This is a genomic window from Pseudomonas oplopanacis (genome assembly GCF_057128725.1).
Map to the genome: position 1 here is coordinate 293,348 of NZ_JBSKHV010000004.1, position 16,873 is coordinate 310,220.

Here is a 16,873-nt window from a genome sequence, read left to right on the forward strand (position 1 = left end):
CAAATCTCATCCAAGGTTTCCCACGATTTCAATCACCTCGCTCTGACCACCCTGTTTGGCGGATGCCGTCTAAGCTCTGAAGGTTGGTTTTACCCTGGTTCACGGAGGATTAAATATGCTGCTGTTGTGGATACTGGTTCTGATTGTCGGGATAGCCTGGTTAGCCCATCGTCGCACCGCCCCCCTGCCCGCCCTGTGCATTGTTGCCGTCTACATCGTCGCGATGGGGGCTTTCAGCCGCGCGCCGGGTTGGCTGCTGCTGGTGTTCTGGGTGTTGATTGCAGCCGTTGCGGCGCCATTGCTGCTGCCCGACCTGCGTCGCAAGTTCTTCAGCGCGCCGCTGTTCAGCTGGTTCCAGAAAACCCTGCCGCCGATGTCGCAAACCGAACGCGACGCCATCGACGCCGGCACCGTGTGGTGGGACGGCGAATTGTTCAGCGGCCGTCCAGACTGGGACAAATTGCTGTCCTATCCAAAAGCCCAGCTGACTGAAGAAGAACAGGCGTTCATTGACGGCCCGACCGACGAACTCTGCGCCATGGTCACCGACTGGCAGATCGGCCAAGACATGGACCTGCCCGCCGAAGCCTGGGCGCACATCAAGGAAAACGGCTTCTTCGCGCTGATTATTCCCAAGGAATTTGGCGGCAAGGGCTTCTCCGCCTACGCCCACTCCCAAGTCGCGATGAAACTGGCGACCCGCAGCGGCGACCTTGCGTCCACCGTGATGGTCCCCAACTCCCTCGGCCCGGCCGAACTGCTGCTGCATTACGGCACCGACGAACAACGCAATCATTACCTGCCTCGGCTGGCCCGTGGTGACGACATTCCCTGCTTCGCGTTGACCGGCCCGCTGGCCGGTTCCGACGCCGGGGCAATGCCCGACACCGGGGTGATCTGCAAAGGTGAATGGGAAGGCAAGGAAACCCTCGGCCTGCGCCTGAACTGGGAAAAGCGCTACATCACCCTCGGCCCGGTGGCGACCCTGCTCGGCCTCGCCTTCAAGGCCTATGACCCGGACCACTTGCTGGGTGACAAGGAAGACCTGGGCATCAGCCTGGCGCTGATTCCGACCGACACGGCGGGTGTTGAAATCGGCCGCCGTCACCTGCCGCTGGGGGCCGCGTTCATGAACGGCCCGAACTCCGGCAAGGACGTGTTCGTGCCGCTCGATTTCCTCATCGGCGGCCAGGAAATGCTCGGCAAAGGCTGGATGATGCTGATGAATTGCCTGTCGGTCGGGCGATCGATCTCGTTGCCGGCAGTCGGCACCGGCGCGGCCAAGTTCACCAGCCTGGTGACGGGGCAATACGCTCAGGTCCGTGAGCAATTCAACGTTCCATTGTCGGCGTTCGAAGGGATTCAGGAAGCCATGGCGCGCATCGGCGGCAACGCCTGGATGATGGATGCGGCGCGCATGCTGACCGCCAACGCGGTGGACCTGGGCGAGAAACCGTCGGTGCTCTCGGCGATTCTCAAGTATCACCTTACCGAACGCGGTCGCGAGTGCATCAGTCACGCGATGGACGTTCACGGCGGGAAAGCCATCATCATGGGGCCGAACAACTACCTCGGTCGCAGCTGGAATGGCGCGCCGATTTTCATCACCGTGGAAGGCGCGAACATTCTTTCGCGCAACCTGATGATCTTCGGCCAGGGTGCCATTCGCTGCCATCCGTTCGTGCTCAAGGAAATGGCCCTCGCCGGTCGTGAAGACAAGGACCAGGCACTCACCGAGTTCGATGGCCTGCTGCTCAAACACATTGGTTTTGCCGTGAGCAACGCCGCCAGCACGCTGGTGCTGAACCTCGGTTTCGGACACTTCGAACACACGCCGGGCAATAAGCTCAGCCAGGGCTATTTCCGCGCGCTCAACCGTCAGGCCGCGGCGTTCGCCATGCTGGCGGACCTTAGCATGATGCTGCTGGGCGGCGAACTGAAACGCCGCGAACGCCTGTCGGCACGCCTCGGGGATGTGCTCAGCAACCTGTACCTCGCCTCTGCCGCTCTCAAGCGTTACCACGATCTCGATTCACCGGAACACATGGCGCCGCTGTTCACCTGGGCCATGGAGGAAAGCCTTGGCCAATCGGAACGGGCACTGGATGAACTGCTGACCAATTTCCCGAACAAGGTATTGGGCTGCCTGTTGCGGGTGATCGTGTTCCCGTTCGGCCGTCGACACAAAGGGCCGTCGGACAAACTCGGCGCCGAAGTGGCTGCCGTGATTGGTCGCGCCAAGGGCGACCCGACACTCGAGGAGTTGCTGGGCGGGTGCTACCGTTCGCAATCAGCCGAGGATGCCGTCGGTGCCTTGCAACACGCCTGCAATCTGTTGAACGCTGCGCAGCCACTGCAGAAAAAACTGCACATTGCGCTCAAAAGTGGCCAGGTCAAACCGGCCGCCGGCGAACACGTGATCGATGCCGCGCTGGAGGCGGGTGTATTGCAGGCAACGGAAGCGCAGACCCTGCGGGCCGCCGAAACGGCACGACGCAAGGTGATCGACGTCGATGATTTCGACAAAGAGGAGCTGGCGCTGGCACCAGGAAAGGTCCGCTGATCCAGTGCCCCCATGCAAAACGGACGCAGGGGCTTTATACTCCCGCGCCCGTTTTGCTCTTGAGGACTTATCTCGTGTCCAACGTCGTTGCCGACCATCTCGTCTTGCTTGACCACTTGCGCAGCATCCTGGTCGCCGTGGGTGAGGCCGAACAGGTTCCCGAAGAAAGCCATGCCTTGTTCCTGGAGCGCTTCGATGAATTGCGTGCGTTGCTGCCGGTCGATCCGATCGAAAGCCAATACCTGGGCCAGGACATTCTCTGCCAGGTAATCACTCGCTACCCGCAAATTGCCCACCTGGTCCCGCGCGACCTGCTGTGGTACTTCGCCGGTGACTGCCTGCATTACATGCCCGATGATGAAATCGATCTGTATCAGGCGCTGGAAGAACGTCGCTTCGAAGCTGAACAGAACGACGAACCGTTTGACTGGAACCAGGAAAAGCAGCTGCTGGCGATGTCGAACGACGACAGCAAGCACTGATTTCCGATCAGTAATGCAAAAGGCCCGCATGGTTGAACATGCGGGCCTTTTTTGTGGCCGGTAATGTGGCGCCTGGGAGGACGCCTTCGCGAGCAAGCCCGCTCCCACATTTGACCGTGTTCCAATGTGGGAGCGGGCTTGCTCGCGAAGGGGCCAGTCAAAGCAACCCATCACTCTCAGGCAACTCATATTCCGCAGCCACCCTGCCGGCCTTCCCCGGCTTGCTCAACGTCGGCTCCTTCTCCAGACACTCCACCAGATAATCAATAAACACTCGCAACTTCGGCGGCAGATAGCGTGTCGGCGAATGCAGCAACCACGCACCACCATGGTACGAAGCCAGAAACGTCCAGTCCGGCAACACCTGCACAATCAGCCCCTGCTCCAGCGCATATCGCGCGGTGAAATACGGCAGGCTGCCAATGCCGATGTGCTGCAACACAGCGCCCAACCGCACACCCGTATGATTGGCGGCATACCGCCCACGCACGCCAACCGTCACCGCTTTGGTGCCTTTCTTGAATTTCCAGCGCGCATCGCTCGGGGTTTCGCCCAAGTAGATGCAACTGTGATTGAGCAAGTCATGGGGATGGGTCGGCGTGCCGTGCTCGGCCAGGTATTGCGGCGTAGCACAGAGCAAATGGTCGATGGTCAGCAGTTGCCGCCCCACCAGACCCGCGGGCGGGCGGTCGGTAATACGGATGGCGAGATCAACGTTATCGTCGATCAGATCCACTTGCCGATCCTCAAGCAACAACTCCACATCGACCTTGGGATAACGCCGCAGAAATTCCGGCATGTGCGGGTGAATCACGAATCGCCCCACGGCCTTGGGCACACTGACCCGCACCAAGCCTTCGGCTTCATGGGTGAACTGCCCGCTGATTTCCATCACCGATTTAGCCGCGCTGACCATGTCCTGGCAGCGCTTGAACACCTCTTCGCCACCGTCGCTCAAGCGCAATTTGCGCGTGGTTCGTTGCAGCAGACGCGTGGCCAGCGCCTTCTCCAGACGCGAAATGCTGCGGCTGACCGCCGAAGGTGAAGAACCCAGTTGGCGGGCCGCCTCGGAAAAGCTGCCGGTCTCGACAACCTTGACGAAAATCGCCATTTCACCCAGCAGCGGCAGTGGAAGATTTATGCTCACAGCGCAACAGTCCTTTGATGTTTGAACGGATTATCACGCAATTCCACGCTTCATATAATAAAAATAGAAACTTTAATAAGGGCATGGAATATGACGCTTCGCCTCTTTTTCCATAGTGATGACCTCAAGGCCAATGTGGAAGTCCTGGACTGCACGCCCCACGAGAACGAATTTGCGGTGGTACTTCGCGCCACGCTGTTCCATCCCCAGGGTGGCGGACAGCCCTTCGATACAGGCTCGATAGGCGATAGCCAGGTACTGCGAGTCATCCAGGATCCCGAAGGGATCATTCATTTCGTCGACCAGCCGGTAAAACCCGGCATGACCCAGATTCGCGTGGACGTCGAGCGGCGTCAGTTCAATACGCGCATGCATTCGGCCGGGCATCTGATCGGCCACTTCGTCCAGGCCAAGGGCTGGATGCCGATCAAGGCGCATCACTGGCCGGGCGAAGGGCGGGTGCAGTTCAAGGCGCTGGAAAGCGCGCAGGACATCGATACCCAAACCGTTCAACTCGGCATCGAACAGTGGATTGCCGAGGACTTTCCACGCCTGACGTCATTGCGCGAAGGCGCCCGGGAAATCGGTTTCGGTGCACTGCCCGCCTACGGCTGCGGCGGCACCCATGTACGTAGCCTGAAGGAATTGGGCACGGTCACGATCGCCTCCCTTTCATTGAAGAAGGGAACGCTGTCAGTCCACTACACCGTGGATTGAGCATTTGGGCGATGGCGCCACCGTCATCGCCTGACGCCGGGGGAGCCTGCGTTCGCGGGTTCTGTTGACTATCTGATAGATGGACCTAAGACATGATGCTTGACGTCGAGCGTCTCGATGAGACGTGCATAAAAAAACTGGCCAATGAAGAAGTCCTCGCCATCCGCGTCAAAGGCTTGCTGCCCCCGCCGCTGGCGATCCAGATTGGCGACAAGATCCTCGCCCCCGGTTTCGAAGGCTATATCAATGCGCCGAGCATCGGCCGCATCGGCATGGCGTTTTATGAAGCGGAAAACCAGCCGCTGCTGATCGAGGACTACTTCGAACGCGCCACCCGCAACATCGCGGAATTGCGTAACCGTTGCGCGCCCTACTCGTCCCCGGTCGACACCCTGCGCTGCATGCTCGACGAATCCTGGCCGGCAGGCGCGCACCTGGAAAACCTCTACGGTCGCAAGATGTACGTCGGCCTGTCGCGAGTGGTGAAACCGGGCGTTTGTTTTCTGGCCCACCACGACATTTTCGCCAAGGACGCCCCGGACAGTTACCAGGCCAGAAGCCTGGAAGCGCAGTTCGCCTGCAACGTGTACCTGAACATGCCGACCGAGGGCGGCGCACTGCAGATGTGGGACGACGACATTTCGCCAGATCAGTTCGACGAAATGCGCGGCGACAGCTACGGCATCGACCCGGCCCTGCTCGGCCCTCCAACCCTGGAGATACGCCCCGAGCCGGGCGATTTCATCATGTTCAATTCGCGCTGCATGCACTCGGTGACACCGGGCGTGGCGGATCCGCGATTGAGCCTTTCGTTTTTTGTCGGCTACCGCGGCAATGCTTCACCCCTTACCTTCTGGAGTTGAGATGCTTTCGAATTACCTGGGCGAGTTTCTGGCGCTGGCAACCATTCACTTTCTGGCTGTGGTCGCACCCGGGCCGGACTTTGCCGTTACCATCCGCCAGAGCGTGCGTTTCGGCCGGTTGGTGGGCATCTGCACGGCATTGGGTATCGGCGCGGGGATTTCCGTGCACGTGCTTTACACCCTGCTCGGGGTCGGCGCGCTGATGCATACCACGCCGTGGCTGTTGACCGTGGCCAAGGTCGTGGGCGGTGCCTACATTTTGTACCTCGGTGTCAGCCTGCTGCGCAGCAAACCCAAATCCACGCTTGAAGGCGATAAAGTTGCGGACGAGCCTGTCGTCGAACAAACGCTGTTGAAGGCCTTCACCACCGGGTTTTTGACCAACGCGACCAACCCCAAGGCGACGCTGTTTTTCCTGGCGATTTTCACCACCATCATCAGCGCCACGACACCGCTGAACATCCAGGCGCTGTATGGGGTCTGGATGTGTTTTGTGAATGCGTTGTGGTTTGTGATCGTCGCGCTGTTCTTCTCCAGCACCCGGGTGCGCGTGCTGTTCATGCGCATGGGGCATTGGTTTGAACGGACGATGGGGGTGATTCTGATCCTGTTTGCCGGACGCCTGATTCTGTCGATGTAAAACCTGCGCCCGAGCAAAAGGCCCGCCGAGTCTGACTCGCGGGCCTTTTTCATATCTGCGTCGCTTTTGCGTTTCTGTGCGACAGATCCTGCTTCAAGGACTCCCCTTTCACGCCTGCGTGGTGTTAGGTTGGAAATGTTTCTGACCAATCGATCAGACACTTCCCACAAACTGCCTGCAAAGGAATGCCTTTCACAATGGACTTCTCACTCAAGCATCTGGCCGCGTCGACCCTGATTCTGGCCAGCCTTTCGTCGTTTTCCGTCGTCGCACAAACCAACATCACACCGCAACAGAGCGCGACCATTCTCAAGAATTTCAGTGACGCCTCAGCCACGGATTTCAGGCAGTTCCTGGCAGGCGTGGCCAAAAGCGACCTGGCCAAAACCGCCGATCTCGGCCCGGCCATCAGTGCTTTCCAGGACAACAAGACGCTTACCCCTGAACAGCAGAACGAGATCCACCGTCTGCTGGGCCTCTATGCACGGGTGAAATACGGCGCTGCGGCCACCGAGACCTTGCGTGAACTGGTGGCAATCCCGACCTTCCAGGTGGAGGGTGTTGCTCAGCACGACAACCCCGAATTCATCAAGATCGCCGACAAGATCAAAGGCCTTGCCGAGTCCTTCAACCTGAATTTCCGCAACATCGACAACCGCGTCTATGAAATTTCCCTCGAAGGCAGCGGCGATGAAGTGGTAGGCATTCACGCGCATGCCGACGTGGTGCCGGTGACGCCGGAGAACTGGGTCCTGAAAGACGGCACTCGACTGGATCCGTTCAAGGTCACGCTGATCGGCGACCGCATGTATGGCCGCGGCACCGAGGACGACAAGAACGGTATCGTGGTGGCGCTCTACGCCATGAAAGTCATCAAGGAAGAGAAGCTGCCGCTGGCGAGGAACTTCAAGTTGCTGATCGACACCACCGAAGAAACCACCGGCGACGCCATCCCCTATTACTTCGAACACAACCCGACGCCCAACTACAACCTGGCGCTGGACGGCGGCTACCCGGTGGTCATCGCCGAAAAAGGCTACGGCACCGTGATGGCCAACTTTGCCCGGCGTGACGGCGAAGGCCAGGGCGCGGAAATCACCTCGATGACCGGCGGCCTGGCCACCAATCAGATTCCGTCGGCTTCGGTCGCCACATTAGTGACTGACAAGCCTGCCGAACTGGCCGCCAGCCTGCAAAAGGCCGGTAACGAGTACGCCAAGCGCAATGGTGGAAACTTCGAAGTGAACGCCAAGGTCGTCGACAAAGACGTCAAGCTCACCGTGACCGGCGTTTCCGCTCATTCCTCCGAGCCCGAGTCTGGCGTCAACCCGGTGGCCAGGATGCTGGACTTCATCAACAGCCTCGACGGAAAAGTCGCGCTCAAGCACAACCACATCACCGACGCTGCCCGCTACGCCGCCGACAACTGGGGGCTGGATTACCTGGGTGGGAAATTGGGTGTCGGTTTTGCCGATCAGTTCATGGGGCCGCTGACCACTTCCCTGACGTTCGTCGGGATGGATGACAAAACCTTCAAGCTGGCGGTCAACCTGCGTGTGCCGAAAGGTAAGTCCCCAGAAGCGCTCAAGGCCGAAATCGCCGAGAAAATCGCGGCCTGGAGCAAGAAAACCCACGTAGCGGCAACGTTCGACTACTCGATCGCTGAGCCGATGTACCGCAACCCTGAAGGCGAATGGGTCAAGGCACTGTTGGCCGTGGCCAGCGAAAACCTGGGCATGGAACACAAGTACGGCACCTCTGCCGGCGCGACCTCGGTGCATGAACTGCCCAATGGCGTGCAATTCGGCCTGGCCCGGCCGGAAATGAAGTACACCGGCCACACGGATAACGAGTTCAAGACGGTCGACCAGTTCCTGCTGGACCTGCAGATCGTGACCGAAATGATGGGGCGCATCGGGCAGTTGCCGAAGCTCTGATCGTCTCTTGGACCTGCCCTGCTGGCGGGTCCAAACCTGGCACTGACCTGATCGGCATTTCTCGAAGAAGGTTGTTTGCTGTTGCGCCATAAAAAACGCACAAACAAAAACGCCGCACATTGCTGAGCGGCGTTTTCGTTAAATATGGAGCGGGAAACGAGACTCGAACTCGCGACCCCGACCTTGGCAAGGTCGTGCTCTACCAACTGAGCTATTCCCGCATTGGCGTCCCCTAGGGGACTCGAACCCCTGTTACCGCCGTGAAAGGGCGGTGTCCTAGGCCACTAGACGAAGGGGACACGCTAACTGAAACACATGGTGTGTATTTCAGTGCCCAAATCCGTATCCGAAGATATCGGTTCTGGTTTCACTCAACGCTGCCCGAAAGCAACGCTGCTTAAAAATGGAGCGGGAAACGAGACTCGAACTCGCGACCCCGACCTTGGCAAGGTCGTGCTCTACCAACTGAGCTATTCCCGCATTGGCGTCCCCTAGGGGACTCGAACCCCTGTTACCGCCGTGAAAGGGCGGTGTCCTAGGCCACTAGACGAAGGGGACACACGTACAACATTCACTCCCTACCGCGTTTCGCTGTGTGCTTTACGCTGTAAGTGGCGCGCATTCTATGGATGGATTGAGGGGTCGTCAACCCCCAGATATAAATTTATTTAAATCAATGACTTCGCCCTGCTTTCAGACGCGTTTCGGGCTTTTCCACAGACTGGGGCCCAACGCCTATATTCCGGCCTCCTTCAAGACGCTATAGTCCACGCCATCAAGATGATGGCAATCTGAAACATCTTCGCCACCATTTATATAAGCAGGACAACGGCCGATACATTCATGGCCATAGCTGATTCAAGTCGTCGAGCGGCCTATGCGCCCCAATGGCAGCCCACTACACTCGAACGCAAACCCTATAAAGAGGTCTTACCGGTGACACCACTCATGATCACCCTGCTAGTTGTAGCCGGGATCGCACTATTGATCGCCATTGGCTACATGAACCATGTGGTGGAAAACAACAAGCTGGAAAAGGCCCGCACCAAGGTTGAGCTCAACGACCGCCTGCGTCGTTGTGGCGAGATCACCGAGACCTTCCCCGGCCAGTTGATGACACCGGCGCTCAAGCTGCTGTTGACCCGCCTGGAACTCAACGTCTGCCAGCGCCTGCTCAACCTGGAAAAGACCAGCGCCAACCTCAGGGCACGGATCACCGAACTGGAGGCCCTTGCCGCCCAGGGCGAGTCGATCCCGGTCAACAACCCACCGGCACCGATCCAGACCGAAGCCAAGGCCAAGGACGTACGTTTCCTGCTGGAAGCCCTGCATGGCCAGATCACCCGTGCGGCCCAGGACGGTTACCTGCCGACCAACGAAGCCAAGCGCTGGATCCGCGAAGTCCGCCATATCCTGGTGCTGCTGCACATCGAGTTCTTCAACAACCTCGGCCAGCATTGCTTGCAACAGAACCAGCCGGGTCAGGCCCGCCTGGCGTTCGAACGTGGCGTGCAGTACCTGCGTAAACAGCAGGAGCCGCAGGTCTACTCCGAGCAGCTGGAATACCTGGAGAAACTCCTGGCTCGCGCCAACGCCATGGTGATGGACAACATCGCTGCCGTTGAGGGCGAGGCAAACCAGTTGAACGTCGGCCTCAAACAAGTCGACGCCGATGCCGACTGGAAAAAGAGAGTGATCTACGACTGATCAGCGGAAACAGAAAAGCCACCTGAGAAGGTGGCTTTTTTTTGAGTTGGGTTTGGCGGGGAGTACATTCGGGAAAGATCGGTTGACTGTGAGGCTGTCATCGCGAGCAAGCTCGCTCTCACAAGGCTCCCACAGTGATCACAGGGCTCTTCAGAGCCGGAAGTGCCCCACCATCCCTTTCAGTTCAAGCCCGAGCTGAGCCAGCTCGATACTGGACGCCGCGTTGCCCTGCATTGCCAGCGATGACTGATCCGCGCTCGCGCGAATGCTCGTGACGCTGCGATTGATTTCCTCGGCCACCGAACTTTGCTCCTCGGCTGCCGCGGCAATCTGCTGGTTCATCTGCTGAATCAACGACACCGCCGCCGCAATACTTCCCAGCGCACTCTCGGTCTGCAACGCATCGCTGACCGCCAGCTTCACCAGTTCGCCGCTGTTCTGAATCTGCTGCACCGACGATTGAGCGGCCGAGCGCAAGGCACTGACCAGTCGCTCGATCTCCTCGGTCGATTGCTGGGTACGCTTGGCCAGCGCCCGGACCTCGTCGGCCACCACGGCAAAGCCCCTGCCCTGCTCGCCTGCCCGCGCGGCTTCGATCGCCGCGTTGAGCGCCAACAGGTTGGTCTGCTCGGCAACACTTTTGATCACGCTGAGCACCGTGCCGATGTTCTGGATCTCTGCGCTCAGGCTTTCGATGCTGGAACTGGCCGACGTCGCCGAATCCGCCAGTTGCTCGATGCGCGCCATGCTCTGGCGCACCACTTGCTGACCACTTTCAACCTTGCCATCCGCGGTCTGTGCAGCCTGGGCCGCCTCTTCGGCATTGCGTGCCACGTCGTGCACCGTCGCGGTCATCTGGTTCATCGCCGTGGCGACCTGCTCGGTTTCTTCTTTCTGGCTGCTGACTTCCAGGTTGGTCTGCTCGGTCACTGCCGACAGCGAATGCGCTGAACTGGCCAATTGCTCGATACCGGCCTGCAAGCCACTGACGATGCTGCTGAGCCCGGCACCCATCTGCTGCATCGCTTGCATCAATTGGCCGATCTCGTCACGGCGGGTCACTTCGACCGTCGCACTCAAATCACCCGCGGCAATCTGCTGGGCCACCAGGATCACACTGCGCAGCGGTGCCACGATCAACCGGGTAATCACCCACGCCGCCACCAGCCCGACCAGCAACGCCAGGGCTGAGGAACCGATGATCAGCAACGAGTTCTTTTTCAGTTCGGCCTGCATCGACTGATCTTCAGCGACATAGGCCTGATCCACCCGCTCCACCACTTGCGCGGCGCGTTGATGCAGTTGTTCGTAGACGGTTTTCTCCTGGGCCAACAGGCCGGTGTACTCCGTCAGTTTTTCACTGAAACTGCCGATGTGGCCGCTCACTTCATTGAGGACCGTCTGATAGCCCTCATCCTTGACCGTGGTTTTCAGCTGTTCGGCCTGAGTCAACGCCTGGTCCGCCTGCTCGATCTTGCCCTGGCCCGCGCTGTCGTCGCCCTTGCGGCTCTGGTCCAGACGCACGCGCGCTTCGTTCATGGCCTGCAACATCAACCGCGAGACCTGGCTGACCTGACTGGCCTGCTCGAGGAATTGCCCACCGTCCTTACCCTCGGATTGCTTCAAGGTGTAGGCGCCGTCATCGGCCAGGCCGGCTTGCAGCACATCAAGGTTGTTGGCCACGCTGGACACCGACCAACTGGCCATTTCCAGCGCCAGGTCCTTGGCCTGACTCAGCGAGACGAACTCATCGAACGCCTTGCGATAGGCACCCAGCGACTGCTCGACATCATTCATCACCGGCACGTTAGCCGCCGAGGCAGCCTTGAGCTGGGTCGCCAGAGCGATCAGGCCATCAACGCCTTCGTGCAGGGCATCGGCGGTTTTCGGGTTGCCGTGCAAGGCGTACTCCTGCTCGAGCAGACGCACCTTGAGCAAGCCGCTATTGAGCGACGACATCTGCTTGAGCCCATCGAAGCGATGACTGATGGTTTGCAGGGACCATACGCCGATGGCTGCCACCAGTGCGGTCAGCAGCAGCACCAGGACGAACCCGACACCCATTTTTTTTGCCATACCGAGGTTGGCAAAACGTCCTTGCACGGCCGAAATCATTGCACTTAGTCCCCTGACATAGTCTGTTGACGCAGATTCGCAACGGGCCTGAGCCAGCACAAGTCTCTGGCGTCGGAATAATGGCAAAAAGCTACGCCCGCGTCGTTTTCAGAACGCTTGAGGTCGATTCAGAGTGGTGGCCTGAAAAAATGCCCGGGCGCGTGGATCACAGGCGCAAGCCACGTTGATGCGCTGCCAGTCCGTGGCCTCACCGCCAGGATTGAATGCTGTGGCAGAAGACAGCAACACACCGAAGCGTCGGGCCTGCGTGCGCACCTGAGCGTAGTCGGACATTCGCGATCGCGCCCAGATGAACAGCCCGCCCACCGGTTTGCCGAAAACTTCCCAATCGGCATCTTCGAGTATCTGCAAAGCGGCCTCTCTGTCGGTGTTCAAGCGCTGGCGCTGACGCTGGACCAATTTGCGATACGCGCCGCTGGCCAGGAGGCAAGCCAGCACCGATTCGCAGAACCTTGAGGCGCCCATGCTGCTGGTCATCTTGACCTCGGCCAGTCGCGAAACAACCGCGACACTGGCGACGACAAAGCCGACGCGCAATGAACTGCTGAGGGTTTTGGAGTAGCTCCCGACGTAGATGACGTTGTCGTCGATCCCCAGCGCCGCGAGGCGAGTGCCGGGGCCGCGGTGCAAATCGGCAAAGACGTCATCTTCGATGACCAGCACACCGTGGTCTCGGGTCAGTTGCAGCACCTGCTGCGCCACCGCGGGTGCCAGGCTGCTGCCGGTCGGGTTGTGGTAGAAGCTATTGATAAACAGCGCACGGGGCCTGTGCTTCAGCAGCAACGCCTCCAGCACCTGCGTATCAGGCCCGCGCGGGGTCCGCGGCACCTCGATCATCGTCATGCCGTTGAGCCTGAGCAGATCGAACAACAGCGAATACCCCGGGTTTTCAACCACCACGCAATCCCCCGGTTTGAGCAAGGTACGCACGATCAGATCAAGCCCATGGGTCGCCCCGGTGGTGGTCAGAATCCGCCGCTCATCCACTTCGATGTCGAGTGGCTGGAGACGCTTGAGGATCTGCTCACGCAAGGCAGGCAAACCCAGTGGCGTGCTGTAGCTGAACAAACCGGCCATGTCGGTGCGGCTCACCTGGCGAATGGCGTAGCTCAAATCGTCGGTTTCACGCCAGCTTTCGGGCAGGCTGCCACAGCCCAACTGGAGTTCACCGGGCAGGCCCTTCTGCGTTACATCAGCTCCTTCGAACCAAGGGCAACCCTGTCGCCGCCCAGCCCCCTGCGCAGGATGGGCAACCATGAAACCGGTGCCCTGACGCGGCGCCAGCATGCCTTGCGTCACCAGACGCTCACAGGCTTCGACGACACTGGATTGACTGAGCAGATTGACCCGTGCAATTTGCCGCGCTGAAGGCAAACGCGTCCCCGGCAGCACCCCTTCCTGACGGAGCCAGCCAGCCAACGCGTCGACGATTTGCTGCACGACGGGCACCAATGCCTGTCGATCGATTCTCAATTCCATGAGCAAGCAAACTCCTGTCCGTTTTGCGGGAAACAGTTAATCACAGGAGCGCTGGAGGGGATGTGCGACAAAGCCGCCAAAACCCTCGGTTCTAACCCTTTGAAACACATTGAGCAGTCCCGTCCCGGAACTGTAAAAAAGCCCGCAAAGGTGCGGGCTTTTTCCTACGTAGCGGCGACTGACTTCAAAACGCGGTAACGCCACCATCCACGGCCAGCGAATGACCGGTGGTGAACGCGGCACCGTCGCTGCACAGGTACAACACCGCGCTGGCGATCTCCTCCACCTTACCGATGCGACCCACCGGGTGCATGGCGTTGGCGAAATCGCCCTTCTTCGGGTCTGCTTCATAGGCACGGCGGAACATGTCGGTGTCGATCACCGCCGGGCAGACCGCATTCACCCGAATCTTTTTCTTGGCATATTCGATGGCCGCCGATTTGGTCAGGCCGATAACCGCGTGTTTGGACGCCGCGTAAATGCTCATCTTCGGTGCAGCCCCCAGGCCCGCCACCGAAGCGGTGTTGACGATCGCGCCGCCGCCCTGGGCCAACAACAAGGGCAACTGATACTTCATGCACAGCCAGACGCCTTTGACGTTGACGCCCATGATCGCGTCGAACTCATCCAGTGTGCCGTCGGCGAGTTTGCCTTTTTCGATCTCGATGCCGGCGTTGTTGAAGGCATAGTCGAGACGGCCGTAGGTGTTCACCACCTCGTCCATCAGATTTTTTACATCGTTTTCCAGCGTGACGTTGCAACGCACGAAGGTCGCTTCGCCGCCGGCCGTACGAATCAGCGCCACGGTGCCTTCGCCGCCGGCGGTGTCCATGTCGGCCACCACCACTTTCAGCCCTTCGGCGGCGAATGCCTGGGCCGTCGCACGGCCAATACCGTTGGCAGCGCCGGTCACCACGGCGACCTGGCCGGAAAACGTCATGCTCATTGTTATGTCCTCGAGTGCGGGGGGATTTCGTAGTTTCAGTCTAGCCACAGAGGGTCATGCCGCGGCAGCACTATCAGGTGGCCGGTTGGGCGCCCATGCGTGGCGGTGATAGAACGACCGTGCCAACTATCACTGCACTGGATCGATGTGCATTCGCCGCATCAGCCAAACTTGCGGCATTGAGCTTGAAGGGCTATCAACAAGGCTTCATTCATCTTGAGTGCCTGTCATGACTACCCAGACCAATCGCCAGTTTCTGCTCGCCAAACGTCCGGTGGGTCCAGCGACCCGCGAGACTTTTACCTATCAGGAAGTACCGGTCGGCGAGCCGGCGGCAGGTCAGATTCTGGTGAAAAACGAATTCCTGTCCCTGGACCCGGCCATGCGCGGCTGGATGAACGAGGGCAAGTCCTACATTCCGCCGGTCGGTTTGGGTGAAGTAATGCGCGCCCTGGGCGTAGGCAAAGTCGTTGCGTCGAACAACCCGGGGTTTGCGGTCGGGGACTACGTCAACGGCGCCCTTGGCGTGCAGGATTACTTCCTCGGCGAACCGCGCGGTTTCTACAAGGTTGATCCGAAACTGGCGCCATTGCCGCGCTACTTGTCCGCCCTGGGCATGACCGGCATGACCGCCTACTTCGCTCTGCTCGATGTCGGCGCGCCGAAGGCCGGTGACACCGTGGTGTTGTCGGGCGCAGCCGGTGCGGTGGGCAGCATTGCCGGGCAGATCGCCAAGATCAAAGGTTGCCGCGTGGTCGGGATTGCCGGCGGCGCGGACAAGTGTCAGTTCCTGATCGACGAATTGGGTTTTGACGGTGCCATCGACTACAAGAACGAGGACGTCATCGCCGGTCTTAAACGCGAATGCCCGAAAGGGGTCGACGTGTATTTCGATAACGTCGGCGGCGACATTCTCGATGCCGTGCTGAGCCGACTGAACATGAAGGCACGCGTGGTGATTTGCGGCGCGATCAGCCAGTACAACAACAAGGAGGCGGTCAAGGGCCCGGCCAATTACCTGGCGCTGCTGGTCAACCGCGCCCGCATGGAAGGTTTTGTGGTGATGGACTACGCCGCCCAGTTCGCCGCCGCCGGGCAGGAAATGGCCGGCTGGATGGCCAAGGGGCAACTCAAGAGCAAGGAAGACATTGTTGATGGACTGGAGACATTCCCGGAGACACTGATGAAATTGTTCAGCGGCGAGAATTTCGGGAAGTTGGTGTTGAAGGTTTAACCCGATTTTTTGAAGTCACCAAAAACCACTGTGGGAGCGAGCCTGCTCGCGAAAGCGGTGTATCAGTCAACATTGATGTCGACTGACACTCCGTCTTCGCGAGCAGGCTCGCTCCCACAGGGTTAGCGGTGTTCAGGCGAGTTCGGCGACTACAGCGGCGAGTGCCTTGGCCGGATCAGCTGCCTGGCTGATCGGACGGCCAATCACCAGATAATCGGAACCGGCGTCCAGGGCCTGGCGCGGGGTCAGGATGCGGCGTTGATCGTCTTGCGCACTGCCCGCCGGACGAATGCCCGGGGTCACCAGTTGCAACGACGGGTGAGCCGACTTCAAGGCCTGGGCTTCCAGCGCCGAGCACACCAGACCGTCCATCCCGGCTTTTTCCGCCAGCGCGGCCAGGCGCAACACTTGCTCCTGTGGCTCGATGTCCAGACCGATACCGGCCAGGTCTTCACGCTCCATGCTGGTCAGCACGGTCACGCCGATCAGCAGCGGCTTGGGCCCGGTACGCTGGTCCAGCACTTCACGGCAGGCCGCCATCATGCGCAGGCCGCCGGAGCAGTGAACGTTGACCATCCACACGCCCATTTCCGCAGCGGCCTTGACGGCCATGGCGGTGGTGTTCGGGATGTCGTGGAATTTCAGGTCCAGGAACACTTCGAAACCCTTGTCACGCAGGGTGCCGACGATTTCCGACGCGCAGCTGGTGAACAATTCCTTGCCGACTTTTACCCGGCACAGCTTCGGGTCCAACTGGTCGGCCAGCTTCAGTGCGGCGTCACGGGTGGGGAAATCCAGGGCGACGATGATAGGAGTCTGGCAGACGGACATGTGCGGGCTCTCAGGCAGGACGAAATCGGCGCGCATTGTAGCGGAACCAGCGGCGCTGCGGGACCCGATGATCGGTAATTCGTCATCGGCGCTCAGGCAAGACTAGTCCTTTGGCCAATTGTGTCGAGGCCGATACACTCATGACACGCCCACAACATCCTTCATCGCTACCGTCGGCAGCCGCAACACGT

Annotated in this window: 13 protein-coding genes, 4 tRNA genes and 1 pseudogene; 8 read left to right on the forward strand and 10 right to left on the reverse strand. The window is 59.8% G+C overall.

Annotated elements, in window-relative coordinates:
- Window positions 1-115: 115 nt before the first annotated feature.
- A complete protein-coding gene (locus ACWKV5_RS11690; RefSeq protein ID WP_483841379.1) occupies window positions 116-2,563 on the forward strand; it encodes an acyl-CoA dehydrogenase in 2,448 nt (815 codons plus the stop codon).
- Window positions 2,564-2,637: 74 nt separating this feature from the next.
- A complete protein-coding gene (locus tag ACWKV5_RS11695) occupies window positions 2,638-3,045 on the forward strand; it encodes a PA2817 family protein (protein WP_027924016.1) in 408 nt (135 codons plus the stop codon).
- Between the two features lie 157 nt (window positions 3,046-3,202).
- On the opposite strand, the gene ACWKV5_RS11700 is transcribed toward ACWKV5_RS11695, so the two are convergent.
- Window positions 3,203-4,192 (reverse strand): LysR family transcriptional regulator, encoded by a 990-nt coding sequence (locus ACWKV5_RS11700; protein ID WP_483841380.1) that lies wholly within the window; start codon window positions 4,190-4,192, stop codon window positions 3,203-3,205.
- A gap of 90 nt (window positions 4,193-4,282) precedes the next feature.
- Here ACWKV5_RS11700 and ACWKV5_RS11705 point away from each other — a divergent pair, with 90 nt between their 5' ends.
- The 4 genes from ACWKV5_RS11705 to ACWKV5_RS11720 all read left to right on the forward strand — a co-directional run bounded on the left by ACWKV5_RS11705 (window position 4,283) and on the right by ACWKV5_RS11720 (window position 8,349).
- Entirely contained in the window at window positions 4,283-4,909 is a 627-nt protein-coding gene (locus ACWKV5_RS11705) for an alanyl-tRNA editing protein (protein ID WP_483841381.1), read from the forward strand.
- Between the two features lie 92 nt (window positions 4,910-5,001).
- On the forward strand, window positions 5,002-5,772 hold the full coding sequence (locus ACWKV5_RS11710) for a 2OG-Fe(II) oxygenase (RefSeq protein ID WP_483841382.1): 771 nt from the start codon (window positions 5,002-5,004) through the stop codon (window positions 5,770-5,772).
- Between the two features lies 1 nt (window position 5,773).
- Window positions 5,774-6,412: a LysE family translocator gene (locus tag ACWKV5_RS11715; RefSeq protein WP_483841383.1), complete on the forward strand. Its 639-nt coding sequence runs from the start codon at window positions 5,774-5,776 to the stop codon at window positions 6,410-6,412.
- 197 nt (window positions 6,413-6,609) lie between these two features.
- Complete coding sequence (locus tag ACWKV5_RS11720; RefSeq protein ID WP_483841384.1) at window positions 6,610-8,349, forward strand: dipeptidase; 1,740 nt, start codon at window positions 6,610-6,612, stop codon at window positions 8,347-8,349.
- A gap of 145 nt (window positions 8,350-8,494) precedes the next feature.
- Here the strand turns inward: ACWKV5_RS11720 and ACWKV5_RS11725 are convergent.
- The 4 genes from ACWKV5_RS11725 to ACWKV5_RS11740 form a co-directional block, all read right to left on the reverse strand.
- A tRNA-Gly gene (locus ACWKV5_RS11725) sits at window positions 8,495-8,570 on the reverse strand.
- A 2-nt stretch (window positions 8,571-8,572) separates the two neighbouring features.
- Window positions 8,573-8,648: transfer RNA gene (locus tag ACWKV5_RS11730), tRNA-Glu, on the reverse strand.
- A 105-nt stretch (window positions 8,649-8,753) separates the two neighbouring features.
- A tRNA-Gly gene (locus tag ACWKV5_RS11735) sits at window positions 8,754-8,829 on the reverse strand.
- Between the two features lie 2 nt (window positions 8,830-8,831).
- Window positions 8,832-8,907, reverse strand: a tRNA-Glu gene (locus tag ACWKV5_RS11740).
- A gap of 378 nt (window positions 8,908-9,285) precedes the next feature.
- On the opposite strand from ACWKV5_RS11740, the gene ACWKV5_RS11745 reads away from it, so the two are divergent.
- The gene (locus ACWKV5_RS11745) at window positions 9,286-10,056 is read left to right on the forward strand and encodes a hypothetical protein (RefSeq protein ID WP_483841385.1); all 771 of its coding nucleotides are present in this window, start codon (window positions 9,286-9,288) and stop codon (window positions 10,054-10,056) included.
- 150 nt (window positions 10,057-10,206) lie between these two features.
- On the opposite strand, the gene ACWKV5_RS11750 is transcribed toward ACWKV5_RS11745, so the two are convergent.
- From ACWKV5_RS11750 to ACWKV5_RS11765, 4 genes and pseudogenes are all read right to left on the reverse strand, one after another.
- Window positions 10,207-11,088 (reverse strand): methyl-accepting chemotaxis protein, encoded by an 882-nt coding sequence (locus tag ACWKV5_RS11750; protein ID WP_483841460.1) that lies wholly within the window; start codon window positions 11,086-11,088, stop codon window positions 10,207-10,209.
- A 27-nt stretch (window positions 11,089-11,115) separates the two neighbouring features.
- Window positions 11,116-12,171, reverse strand: a pseudogene (locus tag ACWKV5_RS11755) (methyl-accepting chemotaxis protein); the annotation flags it as partial.
- 108 nt (window positions 12,172-12,279) lie between these two features.
- Window positions 12,280-13,671, reverse strand: a complete 1,392-nt coding sequence (locus ACWKV5_RS11760) for an aminotransferase-like domain-containing protein (RefSeq protein WP_483841386.1) — start codon at window positions 13,669-13,671, stop codon at window positions 12,280-12,282.
- Window positions 13,672-13,855: 184 nt separating this feature from the next.
- Window positions 13,856-14,617: an SDR family oxidoreductase gene (locus ACWKV5_RS11765; protein WP_483841387.1), complete on the reverse strand. Its 762-nt coding sequence runs from the start codon at window positions 14,615-14,617 to the stop codon at window positions 13,856-13,858.
- A gap of 229 nt (window positions 14,618-14,846) precedes the next feature.
- Here ACWKV5_RS11765 and ACWKV5_RS11770 point away from each other — a divergent pair, with 229 nt between their 5' ends.
- The gene (locus tag ACWKV5_RS11770) at window positions 14,847-15,851 is read left to right on the forward strand and encodes an NADP-dependent oxidoreductase (protein ID WP_483841388.1); all 1,005 of its coding nucleotides are present in this window, start codon (window positions 14,847-14,849) and stop codon (window positions 15,849-15,851) included.
- Between the two features lie 132 nt (window positions 15,852-15,983).
- Here the strand turns inward: ACWKV5_RS11770 and pyrF are convergent, their stop codons facing one another.
- On the reverse strand, window positions 15,984-16,682 hold the full coding sequence (pyrF, locus tag ACWKV5_RS11775) for an orotidine-5'-phosphate decarboxylase (protein WP_027924005.1): 699 nt from the start codon (window positions 16,680-16,682) through the stop codon (window positions 15,984-15,986).
- Window positions 16,683-16,873 lie beyond the last annotated feature (191 nt).